The sequence below is a fragment of the Humidesulfovibrio sp. genome, from assembly GCF_031082295.1.
In the GTDB taxonomy this organism is placed as follows: domain Bacteria; phylum Desulfobacterota; class Desulfovibrionia; order Desulfovibrionales; family Desulfovibrionaceae; genus Humidesulfovibrio.
The window spans coordinates 1-16152 of sequence record NZ_JAVHLD010000046.1 but is presented as its reverse complement, the minus strand read 5'-3'; the positions used below and the strand labels follow the sequence as shown (position 1 = coordinate 16152).

The window sequence follows — 16152 nt, the reverse complement described above, 5'->3', positions numbered from 1 at the left end:
CAACACGAAATCACTGAACCTGGAAAAAAGATGCGAAATTTCTTCCGTCACCTCGTCCTCGCCCTGTTCTGCCTTGGCATGTCCCTCAACATGGCGCAGGCGCAGGAGCGTCACTCCGACTATCCCATGTCGACTCAATGGCAGGCCTTCAGCCTTGGCCAACAGGCACGCACACAGACAGGCCTGGCCTCGAACCTCATGGTCGTCCTGTTTGTCGAGCCGGATGCCGGGTGGTACACTTACGCCAAGGATCCTGGCGGCTTCGGAAAGCCGACACGCCTTTCCGCAAGCCTTGGAACAGGCGCATCACAGCTTGTGACCTATTACCCGCCAGGCAAACCGCAGCAGGATGCCTTTGACCCGACAATCACTGTGAATGCCTATTCTGGACGTACGCCCCTGTTTGTGCCGCTCCCAGAAAGCGCCGTACCGCCACTCGCCATCACGGGCAACCTGGAGTTGCTGCTGTGCACAAAGGACAAGTGCCTGCCCACGCAGGTGGACCTGCGCTTCGACATTCCTGCCAAGTCGACGCTGCCGGCTGCCGACAAACAACCCTGGTGGCCGGACTTCCTGGACGCGCTGAAAGACCCAGCCGCTGTGACCGTTGGCGCCAGCGAGGCCGCTACAGCGCCAGCCACCGCCGCTACAGCGACTGGGCAATGGTCAGGCCTCAAGCCACGCTACCTCCAGCCCAGCCTTGAGGTCGGCGGCCTCACCAAGGCGATCCTGCTCGGCCTGCTGGCCGGTTTCGTGCTGAACTTCATGCCCTGCGCCCTTCCGGTCATCAGCATCAAACTCTCCTCGCTGTTGGCGGGTGGAGGCAACACCTCGGAGCGTGACCGCAACAGCAAGATCCGCGAACACTTCATGTTCCTGGCACTTGGCGCGATGACCTACTTCCTGTTTCTTGCGGGTCTGTTCGGCTTTACGGATTTGGCTTGGGGCCAACTATTCCAGAAGCCCGGCGTCGTGCTGGCGCTCACGGTCATCGTCTTTGGCCTGAGCCTAAGTCTGCTCGGCGTGTTCACCCTGCCGGTCATCGACCTCAAATTCGACCAGATGACCACCCACCCGAAACTTCAATCGTTCTTCACCGGAATGCTGACCACGCTGCTGGCCACGCCGTGCAGCGGTCCGTTTCTAGGCGGCGTGCTTGGCTGGGCTTTGCTGCAGCCGCCTGTTGTGATCACCACGGTGCTCATGAGCATCGGCATGGGCATGGCTTCGCCATATCTGCTCATCTGCGTCTTTCCGTCCATGGTCCGCTTCACCCCGAAGCCAGGCCCCTGGATGGGCCACGTTGAACGCCTGGTTGCCCTGTTCCTCATGGGCACCTGCATATATCTGTTGAACATTCTGCCCGAATCCATGCTGGTCTCCACGCTGGTGCTGCTTTTGATCACGGCTGTTTCCTGCACTCTCTGGGGCATGGCGGGCCCAGGGTTCGACACGCGTCGCGCGTGGGCGCTCAAGCTGCTGGCAATAGTGCTCATCTCGGCAAGCGCCTATTGGGTATTGCAACCCAGAGTCAAAACCCAATGGGAACGCTACGACCCAAAAGCACTGTCAGCGATGCTCGGCTCCGAGCTTGTCATCGTCGACTTCACTGCCGACTGGTGCCCCACCTGCAAGGTGCTGGAACAGACGAACCTGACTCCCGAGCGCATGCAGAAGCTGCAGACACTTTACGGCGTCAAGCTCATGAAGGCGGACATGACCGAGCAGAACCCCGAAGCCGAAGCCCTGCTCTCTGCCCTGGGCAGCAAGAGCATTCCACTCCTGGCGATATTCCCCAAGAAATCATCTCAGGAGCCAGTTGTCCTGCGCGACCTGTTCACTCCACAGCAACTTGAAGACGCCGTGGCTGATGCCGCGAAGCGCTAGGAGAGGATTCATGCTTTCTTTCACCTTCCGCATGCCTACGACACTTCTGTTCGGCCCCGGCCGACTGGAGGAACTCGCCCAAACCCCGCATCTGCCCCAGGGCAAGCATGCCATGATCGTCATCGGTCAGAGTGGCAACATTCTTCGTCAGGGCTATCTGGCGCGCGTGCAAGGCCTGCTGGCCGACCACGGGGTCATGAGCGTCGTGTTTGACGGCGTACGGGCCAACCCGCGCACAGAAGACGTGGACGCGGCCGCTGCACAGGCAAGAAAGATGGGTGTGGATTTCGTGGTGGGCTTAGGCGGCGGCAGCGTCATCGATTCCGCCAAGTGCATCGCCCTGGCCGCGGCGAACACCGGCCCCTTCTGGGACAACATGACCAGCCAGCAATACGACGGCGCCAAAGGGCTGCCCATAGTGGCCATTCCGACCACGTCGGGCACCGGCACCGAGGGCAACGCCGTTGCCGTGCTGTGCGGCCCTGTGGGCAAGCGCGGCTTCGTGCACCCGGCCTTCAACCCCGCCGTCGCCATCATCGACCCGGAACTGACGCTCTCCGTGCCGCAGAGGCTCACGGCCATCACGGGCATGGACGCCTTCTTCCACGCTGTGGAGTGCTTCCTGTCCAAGGCGCGGCAACCCATGACAGACATGCTGTGCCTTGAGGCCGCGCATCTGGTGACGCGCTTTTTGCCCACCGCGGTGGAGGACGGGGACGACATCAACGCACGCACGGCGCTTTCCTGGGCCAGTCTGGCCGCAGGCATGTGCCTGTCGCTGTCTTCGCCCATTTCCCAGCACGCGCTGGAGTACTCCTTCAGCGGCTCGAACCCGGACTCCCAGCACGGCGCAGGGCTCGTGCTGCTCTGCCGTTCATACTTCGAGCGCCTTATTCAATTGGCACGCCAAAATGAAGAAACCAGCGACCGCCTCATGAATCTGGCTGTGGCAATGGGCTTTGGCGTGGGTGGAGACGAAGACGAGGACGGACATCCGTTCCTGAACGCCCTGGAAGCGTTGCTGGAGGCCGTCGGCCTGGCCGACCTGACGCCAGAGGAGATGGGCTTTGAGGCTGACAACGTGCCGCAGTTCGTCGCGGCGGCCATGCAGCTCAAGGATTCGAGACAATTCCAGAACACGCCGGTGTCCATGGGCGAAGCCGACGTGCGGGCCATCTTTGAAGGGGTGTTTGCGCGCTAGAACATTGCGCGGTGCTCTCTGGCAGAGGGTCTAGGCCTGCTTGGAGTCCCAGGTGCGGACCAGCTCCACGAGGCGGGCCAAGCCCTCTGGCCTGACCCAGCGCACGCCCTGCTCCTTGGCGAACCAGGTGAGCTGCCGCTTGGCGTAGGCGCGAGTGTTGCGGAACCAGAGCTCGCAGGACTCATCCAGGCCCATGCCGTCCAGAAGGTGCGCCAACAGCTCCGGGCAGCCGATGCCGGAATAGCCGGGGGCGGTGCGCTCCGGCGTTGCCTCCCAGGCGCGCCGCACCTCGTCCAGCGCGCCGCGCTCAAGCATCACCCCGATGCGCTTCCTGAGCCCCGGCTCAAGCTCGCGCAAGGTGTACGACAAGCCGACCTTGCACAGCTCCACCCCGGTCTGACCGCGTTTCTGCTCTTCAAACCAGGCCGTAAGCGTCCTGCCCGTGCCGAGAAAGACCTCAAGCGCCCTGGCGATGCGCTGCGTGTCGTTGGGGTGCAGGCGCGCGGCGGTAACGGGGTCGGCCTTGACCAGATCCGCATGCAAGGCAGCCGAGCCTTCACGCTCCATACGGCCCAGCACCCAGTCGCGGACCTCCTGCTGCACAGGCGGGATATCCGCCAGACCCTGCTCCAGCGCTCGCAGATACAGTCCCGTCCCCCCGACAAGCACGGGAATGCGGCCCTGTTCCCTGGCGAGGACGATCTCCGTCCGGGCCAGCTCGGCAAAACGTGCGGCAGTCATGGGCTCGGCAGTGGGCAGAAAGCCGTACAGCACATGCGGGCACACCGAGCGCTCCTCCGCGTCCGGTTGTGCTGTGACAACGGGGAAGTCGGCGTAGACCTGCCTGGAATCGTAGTTGACCACCGTAACCGGGAGCTCGCGCGCAAGGGCGAGGGCGGCCCCGGTCTTGCCGGAACCGGTAGGCCCGAGGATGCAGACGGCGCGCAAGGCGGTCATGGTTGTTCCTAGCAGTCCCCGTTCAGGGTCGCGTACTTGGCGTTCAGCTTGAGCAGAACAGGTTCGGGAACCAGCCCCTTGACGTTGCCGCCATGCAGAGCCACCTCCTTCACGATGGTGGAACTCAAGTACATCCACTTGTAGTCTGTCATGAGGAACACGGTCTGCACATCGCGAGAAAGACGGCGGTTCATGAGCGCCATCTGAAACTCGTACTCGAAGTCGCTGACAGCGCGCAGGCCGCGTAAAATAGCCCCGGCACCGCGACCAAGCACGTAGTCGATGAGCAGACCGTCAAACGGCTCGACGATGATGCGCGGCTCGTCCAGAAATACCTCGCGCGCCATTTCCACGCGTTCGTCCAGAGTGAAGCAGGTCTTCTTCGGCGTGCTCTTGGCAACCCCCAGGACGATGCGGTCAAAGACCTTGAGCCCACGGCTGATGAGGCTCACATGCCCCCTGGTCAGGGGATCGAAGGTGCCTGGGTAGACGGCGAGTCTGGGGTCTTGTTCTGCCATAGCAGTATCCTCGTCTGTCCGTAGAGCCTGTCGGCCTGCGGTATGAGTTGCGTCGGCACCTTGCCCTCGAAGTCGGTTTTGGCCTCGACTTCAGCCAGCACAAAGGCGTCGGGAGCGATCCAGCCGCCGCTGACGGCCTTGGTTAAAGCCGGGGGCAGCAGGTCCTGCCCGTAAGGGGGGTCGATGAAAACCACGTCAAAGGCATCCTTTGCGGGTCGGGACAGCAGCTTCAGCAGATCGGCCTGGAACACGCGCCAACGCGTGTCCGGGACCTGAAGGTCGCGCAGGGAGCCGCGCAGGCAATCGGCTGCCCGCGGGTTCTTTTCCACAAACCAGGCGTCAATCGCGCCACGGCTCAAGGCCTCGACACCCAGGCTTCCGCTGCCGGCGAAGAGATCGAGCACACGCGAAGTAGTCCACTCCACGCCGCGCGCCTCAAGCATGGAGAACACTGCCTGACGCACCTTTGCCGTCGCAGGACGATAGCCTGGTCCCTCGACAGTACGTATGCTCCGCCCGCCATATGTTCCCGCGATGATGCGCATGGACACCTCCAGCTACAGCTCGGAGATGATCTCCACCATCTTTCGGTTCAGGTCGAGGAAACGGTCCCGTATCTCGGTCTGCGCCACCCAGGGCTTTTGCTTGGCCAGTTCCATGCGCTTCTGGAACTCCTCGAAGAGATGCCTGGAGTCGGAGATGAGGAAGTCCCAGTCGATGCGCGGAGCGGCCTTTTCCACATCCACCACAGGCACCATGACCTTGCCGGGCTGCAGCGTCAGTTCCTCAAGATAGGACGGGACGTGCACGTCCATTCCGAGCTGGTCGTGGATGAGCGTGCTCAACTTGGCAAGTGCGCGGACTTCGCCGTGGATCAATATGACCTTGGTGTCCTTGCCGTCAAAAGTGCGCAGCCACTGCATGATCTCCGCCTGGCCGGCATGCGCTGAAAAGCCGCCAATGGTGAAGACCTTGGCGGCGATGGCGATCTCCTCGCCGAAGATTGTGATACTCTTGGCGCCGTCGACGATCTTACGGCCAGGCGTGCCTTCGCCCTGGTAGCCGCAGAAGACGACGCTCGCGCCCTTGCGCCAAAGGTTGTGACGCAGGTGGTGGCGAATGCGTCCCGCGTTGGCCATGCCACTGGCCGAGATGACCACGGCGGACCCGGGCTCGTTGTTGATGGCCCTGGACTCCTCGGAGGTCTGGCTGAAGCGCAGGTTCGGCAGAGCGAGCGGGTCTTTGCCAGCCTTGAGCAGAGCCTGGGTCTTGGCGTCGAAATAGTCCGGGTGGCTTCGGAAAATCTCCGTGGCCTGGATGGCCAGCGGACTGTCCAGATACACGGGCATGTCCTTCGGCAGCTTGCCCTCTTCGCTCAGCAGAAAGAGGGTGTAAAGAATCTGCTGGGTGCGCTCCACGGCGAAAGCCGGGATGATGACCTTCTCATGGTTCTTGTAGCTGTAGGCGATGGCCGTGGCCAACTCGTCGTAGCTGTTCTCGAAGGACTTGTGGTCGCGGTCGCCGTATGTGGACTCAAGGAAAACGTAATCCGCGCTGCCGCCCTTGCTCGGGTCGGGCAGAATGAGCTGGTTCGGGCGGCCAAGGTCGCCGGAAAAGACAAGCTTGGTGGACTTGCCATCTTCCAGGTACTCGATTTCGATGAAGGCGGAGCCCAGGATGTGCCCGGCGTCACGGTACGTCACGCGGATGCCCGGGACAGGCTCAAAAGGTTTATTGTACTCAATGGTCTTGATTTGCGGGATGGTCGCCATGGCGTCTTCGGTGGTGTACAGCGGCTGCGACAGCATTTCCGCCCGGCGTTCAATGGAGACGTGCGGGGCCTGGGACTGGGGCTTGCTGCGACGCTCGCCCACCGTATACGGGGGCTGAGACGTCTTGTTGCCGCGCCGCGCGACCTTGCGCCGGTTTTGTTCGGCTTCCATTTCCTGAATGTGCGCGCTGTCGAGCAGCAGGATCTGCATGAGGTCGCGGGTGGGAGGCGTGGCGTAGATATTTCCCTTGAATCCCTCGGCCACGATCCTCGGCAATAGGCCAATGTGGTCGATGTGGGCGTGGGTGACCAGAACAAAGTCCAACTCGCTCGGGCGGTAGTTCTCCATGTTCAGGTTGCGCTTTTCGATCTCGGCATTGCCTTGGTGCATGCCGCAGTCCACCGAGAAACGGTGGCCTCCGGTTTCGAGAATGTAGCAGGAACCGGTGACGGCCTGGGCTGCGCCCAGAAAATTGATCTTCATACGTTGCCCTCTGCCCGCCTGGGGGTTTGCGCTCGGTCTAGCAAGCCAGGAGTAAACCCCGCTCTTCCGGTCGCGCGTGTTTCCATGTACAGTTCTTCTACCGGCCCAAGGTGCCGGGACTGGCACATGTTTGCCAAAGAAGACACTGCCCCGCAACCACTAAATGACGCAAGCTCGAGGTGACAATGCCCAACTCCAAGCAGTATCTCATCGACGATCTCTCCATGCAGGAGTCGTGGCGGCTGTTCAAGATTCTGTCCGAAATCGTCGACGGATTCGAGACACTGAACGACATCGGCCCGGCGGTTTCCGTGTTCGGTTCCGCAAGGGTCAAGGCCGGTGAGCCCTGGTACGAGAAAACCGTCGACCTCGCAGCGCAACTGGCCAACGCGGGCTTCTCGGTCATCACCGGAGGCGGGCCGGGCCTCATGGAGGCCGGAAACAAGGGCTGTTACGAGGCTGGCGGACAGTCCATCGGCCTGCACATCCATCTACCCCTGGAGCAGCGCAACAACCCGTTCCTCAACGTTCGCTGCGACTTCCGCTACTTCTTCGTGCGCAAGCTCATGTTCATCAAGTACGCCATGGCCTACATCGCCCTGCCCGGCGGCTACGGCACCCTGGACGAGCTCTCCGAAGCGCTCGTGCTCATCCAGACGCGCCGCATCAAGGCCTTCCCCATCGTCTTGCTCGGCAAGGACTTCTGGGGCGGTCTGGTGGACTGGTTCCAGGCAAGGCTTGTGGCAGACGGATACTGCGGCCCACGCGACATGGACCTGTTCCTGCTCACCGACTCGAACGAGGAGGCCGTGGAGCACATCCGCCGCCACGTGGTCATCTAGAGACCGGCCTTGGCGAACGCCCCTTTGACGGACAACGCCGCGCGACAGCGGAAGGCGTACATCTTCGGCCTGGCCACCGTGCTCATCTGGAGCACAGTGGCCACGGCCTTCAAGATCGCGTTGCGACACCTGGACCACCTGCAGTTGTTGCTGGTGGCCGACGCCGTTTCCGTGCTGACCCTCGCGCTCATCCTGGCATGCCAGGGCAAGCTCACGCTCCTTTGCGCACTGGAGCGCCGTGAGCTCCTGCGTTGCGCCCTGCTTGGAGCGCTCAACCCTTTCATCTATTATATTGTCCTGTTCAAGGCATATTCGCTTCTGCCAGCGCAGGTGGCCCAGCCCTTGAACTACACCTGGGCGATCACGCTGTCGCTGCTGTCCGTGCCGCTGCTGGGGCAGAAACTCACCCGGCGCGATCTCACCGCCATCTGCGTAAGCTACGCGGGCGTTGTCGTGCTCTCCACCCAAGGCAAGCTTACCGACCTCGACTTCGGCAACCCGCTTGGTGTGGCACTCGCCCTGGGCAGCACGCTCATCTGGGCCTTGTACTGGATAGGCAACACCAAAAGCGCCACAGACCCCGTGCTGGCGCTGTTCCTGAACTTCGCCTTCGCCCTGCCGTTGGTGCTGGTCGCGACGCTCTTGTTCAGCGGCCTGCCGCCAGCAAACGCCGAGGGCCTGCTCGCGGCCGCCTATGTGGGTGTTTTCGAGATGGGGGTGAGCTTCGTGCTCTGGCTATCGGCCATGCGCCTGACGTTGAGTGCTGCCAAGATCGGCAACCTGATCTTCCTGTCGCCGTTTTTGTCGCTGATCCTTATCGCCACCATTCTTGGCGAGAGCATCCACGCCACGACCTACGCGGGGCTGGTTCTCATCCTGGGCGGGAATCTGCTGCAAAAACGAGGCGGCTAGAACCGGTTGCGGCCATCCACAAAGGTTCCCAGGACCTTCAAGTGGGCCTTCTCCTCCTCGGCCAGCAAAACCAGTGTGCGCCGCAGGTCGGCGTCAGTCTCAGTCTTGGCGCGACGCAGGTACAGGTCCATGGCCTGCGCTTCCACTGCCATGGCAAGTTCCAAGGCCTCAGGCACACTCACGGGGTCGCCAATCATGCCCAGATAATCAGACGGACCGATGCCTCCTTCCAGGGAATCAGCAGAGGCAAATGCCTTGGCACGCGACTCAAACCCGCTGGAATCATTGCCCCCCAGGCGCTTCCAAATTTCCGTCAGCGTGCGGCGATGTTTCTCTTCAAACCCGGCCAATCGCCCAAACAAAGCTGAAACGTCAGCATCAACGCTTTTGCCCGCAAGGGTTGCGTAAAACTCGCCCAAAGCCAACTCCATGGCCCAGGCGCGCTCCAGAAGTTCCTGAGCGTTCTTCGGCGCGAGCAGCTTAGCCAGGCCAAGATCAAAAGGCCCCTGCGCCTGTGCGCCTTCCCAGGCCATTATGCCCCCCCGCATGCTGGCCACATCACGATACCCAAGCCCATGCAGCAAGTTTGCCGCGGCCAGGCTGCGCATGCCGGAGCGGCAGTAGACGACAGTCGGCAAGGCGGGATCAAGTTCGCCGACACGCTCGGACAACTCTGGAAGCGGGATATGCGTTGCGCCGGGGAGATGGCCTTCGGCGTACTCGAAGTCCTGCCGCACATCGAGCAGCGTGCGCTGCCCAAGGCGGGTGGCCTCCAGAATTTCCTTGGCCTCGGTTACGGAGATTTGTGGGGCGTCACCGGTCATGGTTGCTCCTCCATGATGATCCAATACCCCCAGGTGCGCTCAAGAGCAAGAATACGCTTTCCGTGGCAGGGGGCGTCAGGCGTGGTTGCGCAGCTTGAGTTCTGCCGGATGAGGCTGAAGGTACCACTGACCGGCCAAATAGGCCTCACCGAATTTCCTCACGTAGTGGTTTAGCAAAGTCACGGGAACAACGAGTGGCAACAGTTCCCGGTGGTATGCGTCGAGGACCTCCAGCAGCTCACGCTTCTCGTCCGGCGAAAGCTGACGCTTGAAGTAGCCCATGACATGGGACAGGACATTGACGTGCTTCTTCACCGTGGCTTGCAACCTCAGACCTTCCATGAGCTCATGCAGATACCGTTGACGAAGGACCTCGGTGGGCAGCTCGCCGGCCGTGGCCACCAGCCGCCCAAGACTGCGGTAGTGCTCCACGCTGTGCGCCATTATGAGCAGCTTGTGACGGGTATGAAAATCCACCAGGCGGCCCAGGCTCAGGCCCTGCGCCTCCAGCTCGCGCCAGCGGTGCATGACGAACACGCGCTCAATGAAGTTCTCGCGAAGGGCGTCGTCGTTGAGCCTGCCCTCGTCCTCCACAGGCAACAGCGAAAACTGGTCCATGAAGGCCGCGGCGAAGAGACCCCGACCACGCAGCAAGGGCGAGCCGCCCTTTTCCGGGTACACCTTCACCCTGCTCATGCCGCTGCTTGGCGAGCCGAACTTGAACACGAAGCCGCACAAAGGCAGTTCTGCAAGCTCTTCCACACGAGACGCGGACCACGTGCGCATGCGCTCAGTGAGGTCAACGCCGGTGGAGATGGTCACCAGGCGCGGACTGTCTGGATCCCCCACTTGGCGCATGGCTGGGCGCGGGACAGTGAGGCCGCACTCCACTTCAGGGCACACAGGAACATAATCGACGTGCCGGGCAAGACGGTCAGCCAGGAAGTGGTCCAGCTTGTGGCCTCCGTCATAGCGCACCTTGTCGCCCAGCAGGCAACGGCTGACGCCTAGGAGAGGGCGGGCTGAAACGGAGTTCGGGATGCTCACAAAAGCCCCTGGTCCCAGTTGAAGACGGACGTGCGCGTGTTCTGGTCAAGGAACTTGGGCCAATATTCGCGCAGGGTGGCGAAGGTTTCGTAGCCGGCCTGCTCCAGTTCACGCCGGTGGGCTGCGAGATCCAGCTCCCAGCCGGGGAAGATCCAGTGGTTGGAGCCGAACTTGCGCACCCAGGCCACCTCGCCGCGGGGGCTCAGGATCGGCTCCTCCACGCGAACTTCCTCGGCCAAAATGCGCGTTATGCCAAGCGGCCAGAAGCCTCCAAGAACGATTCCAAGCGGGATGGGGCTCTTGCGCGGCAAGGACAACAGCTCCTCGCCGGACAACTCCGGACTCACAAAGGCCGCTTCCATCCCCAACTCGGCATACTGCGCGGCCGTATCGGCGCTGGCGAGGTTGCAGAACGGGCCGCCCACAAGGCGCACCCCTTCCTTGTTCTCGAACAAGCCAACCTGCCAGGGCGAGTTCAAGACAAACATCTTGGCCCCGCGTTCACGGGCCTCGGCCAGGAGATTGCGGTAGCGCTCCTCCTCTCCGGGCCAGATGACTGGCGGCAACCACCACCAAACGCGGGGGGTGACTGGCCTTGGCACATCAAGCAGCGACGAGCGCTCCAGCCACACGCCGGTGTCTCCCCCCCTGCCCTTGCCGGCGCTTTTGGCCGCTCCCTTGGGCATGGCGCGGTAGACGCCCATGTCCAAGCGCAAATGCCTGGTCGGAGGCTCAAAAACAGTGGGGGTGACGGTGGAGGCCTCCTTTTCCGAAGGCGTCTTGCGCGCGGACAGCTCTTTTTCAAGGTCGGCCAGAATGCGCATAAGCTCCGGTTCGCGCCGGTCGATGAGGAACACCGGGGCCTTCGCAGGCGGAAGATGCCCGCTCGGATGCCTGGGTACGTCAAGTCGACCGCCCTTGGGAATGCGACGGCGCAAGGGCATGGTCTGGTGCCAGGCGTCGTCCTCGCAACCAAGGCGCAGCAGGTCGCCGGGCAAGAGGTCCATTCGGGTCTGAATGTAGGACTTGTTGCCGGAATCCTTCTTCACCTGCCCCACGAGAAAGCCGGAAGCCGTCTCCTGGCTGGGGCGAACGGGCGGGAAAGGCCGCTGCGGCAGGAAACGCCCGTGGGTGCCGGGGCGGCCGAGAGCCTGCTCAAGCAGCGAGTAGGCAGACTTGCGAGCTGTGGCGTCGTTGGGGTTGTCGCGCAGCATGCGATAGGCCGAAACAACATAATAGACGTAATGCGGCCCTTTCTTGCGGCCTTCAATCTTCCAGGAGCTGACCTTCGGGACATTCAGCAAGGGCTTGGTGACGACGTCGAGGGACAGGTCCTGGCATGAGAACAGGCGTTCAGGCTTGCCTTTGGCACCACCTTGCCTGTACAAGCGGCGGCAGGGCTGAACGCATCGTCCGCGCAGGCCGCTCTTGCCGCCGAAAAAGCTGCTCCACCAGCAGCGCCCGGAAACGCAATGGCACAGAGCGCCGTGCACAAAGAGCTCCAGTTCCACACCCTCCGGGCAGGACTCGGCCATGAGCTTGATCTCATCGAGATCCAGCTCGCGCGGGAGAACGACGCGGGTGGCTCCCAGCGCCTTGGCAACGTTGAGGGCAGCGGGATGCGTGGCGTTGGCCAGGGTGGAGATGTGTATCTCGCCCTCGAATCCGGCCTGCCGGGCCAGACTGATGAGCCCCAGGTCCTGCACGATGAGCGCGTCGGGCTTGACCATCAGCGCCAAGCGCTCGATGAGACCGCTTGCGGCCTGGGCATCGCCCGGCTTAAGCAGGACGTTCATGGCGACGTAGACGCGTACGCCGCGCTCGTGGGCGAAGTCCACCAGGGTGGCCAGCTCGCCCAGGCCGAAGTTCTTCGCCTGCATCCGCGCGGAAAAATGCTTGAGCCCAAGGTACACGGCATCCGCGCCAGCGGCCACGGCGGCCAGAAAGCTCGCGCGGTCACCCGCCGGAGCCATTATTTCGGGTCGAAACGTTTCAGTGCTGTTCAAGAAGCCCTCGAAAGGTGGATGGGGAGCCCCGCACAATCCGGCGGGACAAAGGGAGCATATGGTGGAGAGAAATTGCCGTGAAGTCAAGGTCAGGGAAGTCCGCTTCCTGGGCACCTGGGACGAGCCCAGCGACTTTGTGGAGCTGACCGTGGAGAACCCCGGCTGGGAATCCTACAAACCGGGCCAGTTCGCCATGCTGCGGGCCAAGCATTGGGGGCTGGAGCTGCCCTGGGGGCGGCCATTTTCCATCTCCCGCGTCGACGCCGAGTCCGTGACCTTCTTCATTCAGGTCGTTGGCCGGGGCACGACCCGGCTTGCCCGCTTGCGCCCTGAGGATGTCGTCATCATCTGGGGACCGCTTGGCAACGGCTTCAGCGCGCCGACAAAAACGCCGACCCTGCTGCTGGCTGGCGGCATGGGCATCGCCCCCTTTCGCGGCTACATCGAGAACCATCCCAGCCCGGAGTTCCTGCACCTGCTCTTCGCGCACCGCCCGTCGCTCGACCACTACCCCTTTCTCGCCATGTCCGAGAAGGTTCGCGCCGAAGCCATCCAGGAGCGTTCCAGCGATGACCTGCCGGACATCATAGCGCGCATCGAGGCGAGCATGGACGAGCATGCCGACGGCCTTGTGCTGGCCTGCGGACCCACGCCGTTTCTTCGCACCGTGCAGGCACACGCCTTGAAAAAAAGCATCCGCGCGGAAATCTCCCTTGAAAAGACCATGGCCTGCGGCGTTGGCGCATGTCTCGGCTGCGTCTGCAAGGACGGCCAGGGCAAACACGTGCAGGTCTGCGCGCGCGGACCAGTGTTCGCCGCAGCCGACGTTCAGATCTAGGAGGCCTTGTGATTGACCTGCGTGTTGAATTCGCCGGGCTGGTGCTTAAGAACCCCATCATCACCGCTTCCGGAACCTTCGGGTTCGGCCTTGAGTTTTCGTCCTTCGGAGACTTGAAGCGACTTGGCGGCATAGTGGTGAAGGGCCTGTCGCTCAAACCGCGAGAAGGCAACCCCATGCCCCGCATTGCCGAGACGCCTTGCGGCATGTTGAACGCCATCGGCATCCAGAACCCCGGCGTTGAGGCCTTCCTGCGCGACAAGCTTCCGCTTCTGCCTTGGCGCGAGACGGCCATTATCGCCAACATGTACGCCTGCACAGTGCCTGAGTTCGGCGAACTGGCCGATGTGCTCGCCGGAGAAGAAGGCGTGGCAGCCCTTGAGGTCAACGTGTCATGCCCCAACGTCAGCCAGGGCGGATCGGCCTTTGGCCAGGACCCTGCGCAGATCGCCAAAGTGACGGACGAAGTGAAGAAACGCGCCAAGGGCAAGCCCGTCATCGTCAAGCTTTCGCCCAACGTCACTGACATCGCCAGTTGCGCCCAGGCTGCGGAAGATGGCGGCGCCGATGCGGTCTCCCTCATCAACACCCTGCTCGGCATGGCCGTTGACATCCGTACGCGCAAGCCAACCCTGGCCAATGTCGTTGGCGGCCTTTCCGGGCCAGCCATCAAACCCGTTGCGCTTCGGTGCGTGCACCAGGTGTGCCGCAAGGTTTCAATCCCGGTCATCGGCATCGGCGGCATTGTCAGCGCGGAGGACGCGCTGGAGTTCATCCTGCTTGGCGCCTCGGCCGTTCAGGTGGGTACCGCCAATTTCCTCAGGCCTGACCAATCGTTTCGCATTATCGACGATCTGCCAAGGGCCATGATCAAGGCGCGCAGCGACAGCCTGGATGAACTTCGGGGAAGTTTGAAACTGCCTTGAGCCGACATGCATTTTTTGCTTGCCAGCCCACATGTTTCGTATTAATCGTTTCGACCTCGCGGAGAGGTGTCCGAGACCGGCCTAAGGAGCACGCCTGGAAAGTGTGTGTACCCGGAAGGGTACCGGAGGTTCAAATCCTCTCCTCTCCGCCACTTTTTAACGATACCCCGGGGAAGCCGGACGGCGGGTTCGCCGTGAACCCCGTCAGGCCCGAAAGGGAGCAGCGGTAACGGTCCGAGCCCGGGTGTCCGGTTTCCCTGAAAGAAGGGCGCAGAAATGCGCCCTTTTTTGTTGCCACCTCAATCATCCTTTCCGTTTGTTTTAAATGTGTGTTTACTTTTTCACTATCACTAGGTATCGAAGCACACCGCCAGCGTAGAGTTGCAGCCATAGCTTCGCTGGAGTGGCAATGCCCCCCACAGAAAGAGGTTCCGAATGAAACATAGCCGAGCAAAAGCCCGTTTCTTGATCTACGCCGTCACTCTGCTAACCCTTGTAAGCCTGCCGAGCCTGTCTCTGGCAGGCGGTTTTGCGCTGTACGAGTATAGTGCGCGCGCAAACGCCATGGGAGGCGCCACCATCGCTCTTGCCGACGACGCCTCTGCGGTTGCGTACAACCCTGCCGGCATCACGCAATTGCCCGGGACTCGTATCATGGTCGGCATGACCGCCATCGCTCCGACGGCTGACGTTCAGACGGCCAATGAGAAGACCACTACCCAGACCAATATCTACACTCCGCCCCACGCCTTCCTGACCTATCAGGCCGGCGAACGCGCCTGGCTTGGTCTCGGACTGTACACACGCTTTGGCGTCGGCACTCAGTATGGATACGAATGGGCAGGAAAGAGCAAACTCTACCGATCCGAACTCGAAACGTATTCCCTGGCAGCCAACCTGGCCTTGAAGCTCACAGACTCACTTTCTATCTCTTTTGGTCCGGAAGTGATGTACAGCAGTGGTGACCTCCGCACACGCCCGACAGGTACCAACGATCAGATGATTAGTGTCTCTGGTTTTGGCATTGGCGGGCAATTGGGCGTCCACTACAAAATTAATGATGAGTGGTCTGCAGGGTTCACTTACCATACATTGCAGAAACACGTTGACAAGGGCCATGCACGCTTTATTGAAAGTGGCGTTTTTCAGGACGGGAATATTACAATGAGCCTGACCTTGCCCGCGTCCTATAACCTCGGTTTGGCATACAAACCAAACAGCAAGTGGAAGTTCGAAGCTGATGCCATATATACTCAGTGGCAGGATTACAAGAAGTTGATCTACGACTACGAAAAGAAACCCGGTACAGCTACCGCCGGCGTAATCGTAAGTGAAAAGAACTGGCGCAACGTGTGGCGCTTCCAAGGTGGCGCTGAGTACCAGGCGCTGGACTGGCTCGCTCTTCGCGCTGGCTTTGTCTGGGACCAGGATCCCGTTCGCAAAGGCTATGAAGACTACATGCTCCCTTCCAGTGACCGCAAGATCTACAGCACTGGATTTGGCGTCACTGACGGCAAGTTCACTTACGACGTTTCTGTCATGTACCTGCAAAACAACCATCGCAGCATTGACAGCAACAGCAACAATAACGTTGGCGCTTACGAAGTATCCAACAGCAAAGCCTACATGGCCGGATTCTCTATCGGCTACACTTACTAGCCCCAGCCTCAACACTTAACAAAAAGCCCGGAGTTGTTCCGGGCTTTTTCATTTATGGCTCAAGATGTAAATCTACTACAAAAGCAAGATTATATACAATGAGGCAGACATACTGACATAGCTGAGAAAAGATATTTTTGAACATGGAAGATGTGCGGCTTTTAAAAGCAACCACTCAACGGACCACAAAAGACAACCCCGGACATTACATCCGGGGTTAATCATTGAAGCTCTACGGCTTCCTGGGCGGTCTTGGACCGTATCGAATTCGAGCTTGGTA

14 protein-coding genes, 1 tRNA gene and 1 other RNA gene are annotated in these 16152 nt (G+C 61.2%); 9 read left to right on the top strand and 7 right to left on the bottom strand.

The window, feature by feature from the left end; translation table 11 throughout:
- Together RDU24_RS14980 and RDU24_RS14975 are read left to right on the top strand one after the other, a co-directional pair.
- Positions 1-1887, top strand: a 1887-nt coding sequence (locus tag RDU24_RS14980) for a protein-disulfide reductase DsbD family protein (protein WP_308736584.1), incomplete at its 5' end; no start/stop codon positions are given.
- A 10-nt stretch (positions 1888-1897) separates the two neighbouring features.
- On the top strand, positions 1898-3088 hold the full coding sequence (locus tag RDU24_RS14975) for an iron-containing alcohol dehydrogenase (protein WP_308736583.1): 1191 nt from the start codon (positions 1898-1900) through the stop codon (positions 3086-3088).
- A gap of 30 nt (positions 3089-3118) precedes the next feature.
- Here RDU24_RS14975 and miaA read toward each other — a convergent pair whose 3' ends face one another.
- Genes miaA through RDU24_RS14955 form a run of 4 tightly spaced genes read right to left on the bottom strand, consistent with a single transcriptional unit; the run spans position 3119 to position 6818 of the window.
- Entirely contained in the window at positions 3119-4045 is a 927-nt protein-coding gene (gene miaA / locus RDU24_RS14970; RefSeq protein WP_308736582.1) for a tRNA (adenosine(37)-N6)-dimethylallyltransferase MiaA, read from the bottom strand.
- 8 nt (positions 4046-4053) lie between these two features.
- The gene (coaD, locus tag RDU24_RS14965) at positions 4054-4563 is read right to left on the bottom strand and encodes a pantetheine-phosphate adenylyltransferase (RefSeq protein WP_308736581.1); all 510 of its coding nucleotides are present in this window, start codon (positions 4561-4563) and stop codon (positions 4054-4056) included.
- Positions 4509-5108, bottom strand: a complete 600-nt coding sequence (gene rsmD / locus RDU24_RS14960; protein WP_308736580.1) for a 16S rRNA (guanine(966)-N(2))-methyltransferase RsmD — start codon at positions 5106-5108, stop codon at positions 4509-4511. Before rsmD ends, coaD begins: the two co-directional genes overlap by 55 nt.
- A gap of 12 nt (positions 5109-5120) precedes the next feature.
- Positions 5121-6818, bottom strand: coding sequence for an MBL fold metallo-hydrolase (locus RDU24_RS14955; RefSeq protein ID WP_308736579.1), 1698 nt, complete (start codon positions 6816-6818; stop codon positions 5121-5123).
- Between the two features lie 185 nt (positions 6819-7003).
- Here RDU24_RS14955 and RDU24_RS14950 point away from each other — a divergent pair, with 185 nt between their 5' ends.
- Both RDU24_RS14950 and RDU24_RS14945 read left to right on the top strand, forming a co-directional pair.
- The gene (locus RDU24_RS14950; protein WP_308736578.1) at positions 7004-7660 is read left to right on the top strand and encodes a TIGR00730 family Rossman fold protein; all 657 of its coding nucleotides are present in this window, start codon (positions 7004-7006) and stop codon (positions 7658-7660) included.
- 9 nt (positions 7661-7669) lie between these two features.
- Positions 7670-8572, top strand: a complete 903-nt coding sequence (locus RDU24_RS14945) for a DMT family transporter (protein ID WP_308736577.1) — start codon at positions 7670-7672, stop codon at positions 8570-8572.
- Here the strand turns inward: RDU24_RS14945 and RDU24_RS14940 are convergent.
- The 3 genes from RDU24_RS14940 to RDU24_RS14930 form a co-directional block, all read right to left on the bottom strand.
- Positions 8569-9396 carry a rhodanese-like domain-containing protein gene (locus RDU24_RS14940; RefSeq protein WP_308736576.1) on the bottom strand — a complete coding sequence of 276 codons (828 nt, stop codon included), beginning with the start codon at positions 9394-9396 and terminating at the stop codon, positions 8569-8571. The two genes, RDU24_RS14945 and RDU24_RS14940, sit on opposite strands and share 4 nt — an antisense overlap.
- Before the next feature lie 75 nt (positions 9397-9471).
- Positions 9472-10443 (bottom strand): YbgA family protein, encoded by a 972-nt coding sequence (locus RDU24_RS14935; RefSeq protein WP_308736575.1) that lies wholly within the window; start codon positions 10441-10443, stop codon positions 9472-9474.
- Positions 10440-12449, bottom strand: coding sequence for a peptidase U32 family protein (locus RDU24_RS14930; protein WP_308736574.1), 2010 nt, complete (start codon positions 12447-12449; stop codon positions 10440-10442). Before RDU24_RS14930 ends, RDU24_RS14935 begins: the two co-directional genes overlap by 4 nt.
- A 58-nt stretch (positions 12450-12507) precedes the next feature.
- Here RDU24_RS14930 and RDU24_RS14925 point away from each other — a divergent pair, with 58 nt between their 5' ends.
- From RDU24_RS14925 to RDU24_RS14905, 5 genes are all read left to right on the top strand, one after another.
- A complete protein-coding gene (locus RDU24_RS14925) occupies positions 12508-13287 on the top strand; it encodes an iron-sulfur cluster-binding protein (RefSeq protein ID WP_308736573.1) in 780 nt (259 codons plus the stop codon).
- Between the two features lie 11 nt (positions 13288-13298).
- The gene (locus tag RDU24_RS14920; RefSeq protein WP_308736585.1) at positions 13299-14213 is read left to right on the top strand and encodes a dihydroorotate dehydrogenase; all 915 of its coding nucleotides are present in this window, start codon (positions 13299-13301) and stop codon (positions 14211-14213) included.
- Positions 14214-14273: 60 nt separating this feature from the next.
- Positions 14274-14365, top strand: a tRNA-Ser gene (locus RDU24_RS14915).
- A gap of 15 nt (positions 14366-14380) precedes the next feature.
- Positions 14381-14477: signal recognition particle sRNA small type (gene ffs / locus RDU24_RS14910), an RNA gene on the top strand.
- A gap of 171 nt (positions 14478-14648) precedes the next feature.
- Positions 14649-15872: an OmpP1/FadL family transporter gene (locus RDU24_RS14905; RefSeq protein ID WP_308736572.1), complete on the top strand. Its 1224-nt coding sequence runs from the start codon at positions 14649-14651 to the stop codon at positions 15870-15872.
- The last annotated feature ends 280 nt before the right edge of the window (positions 15873-16152 follow it).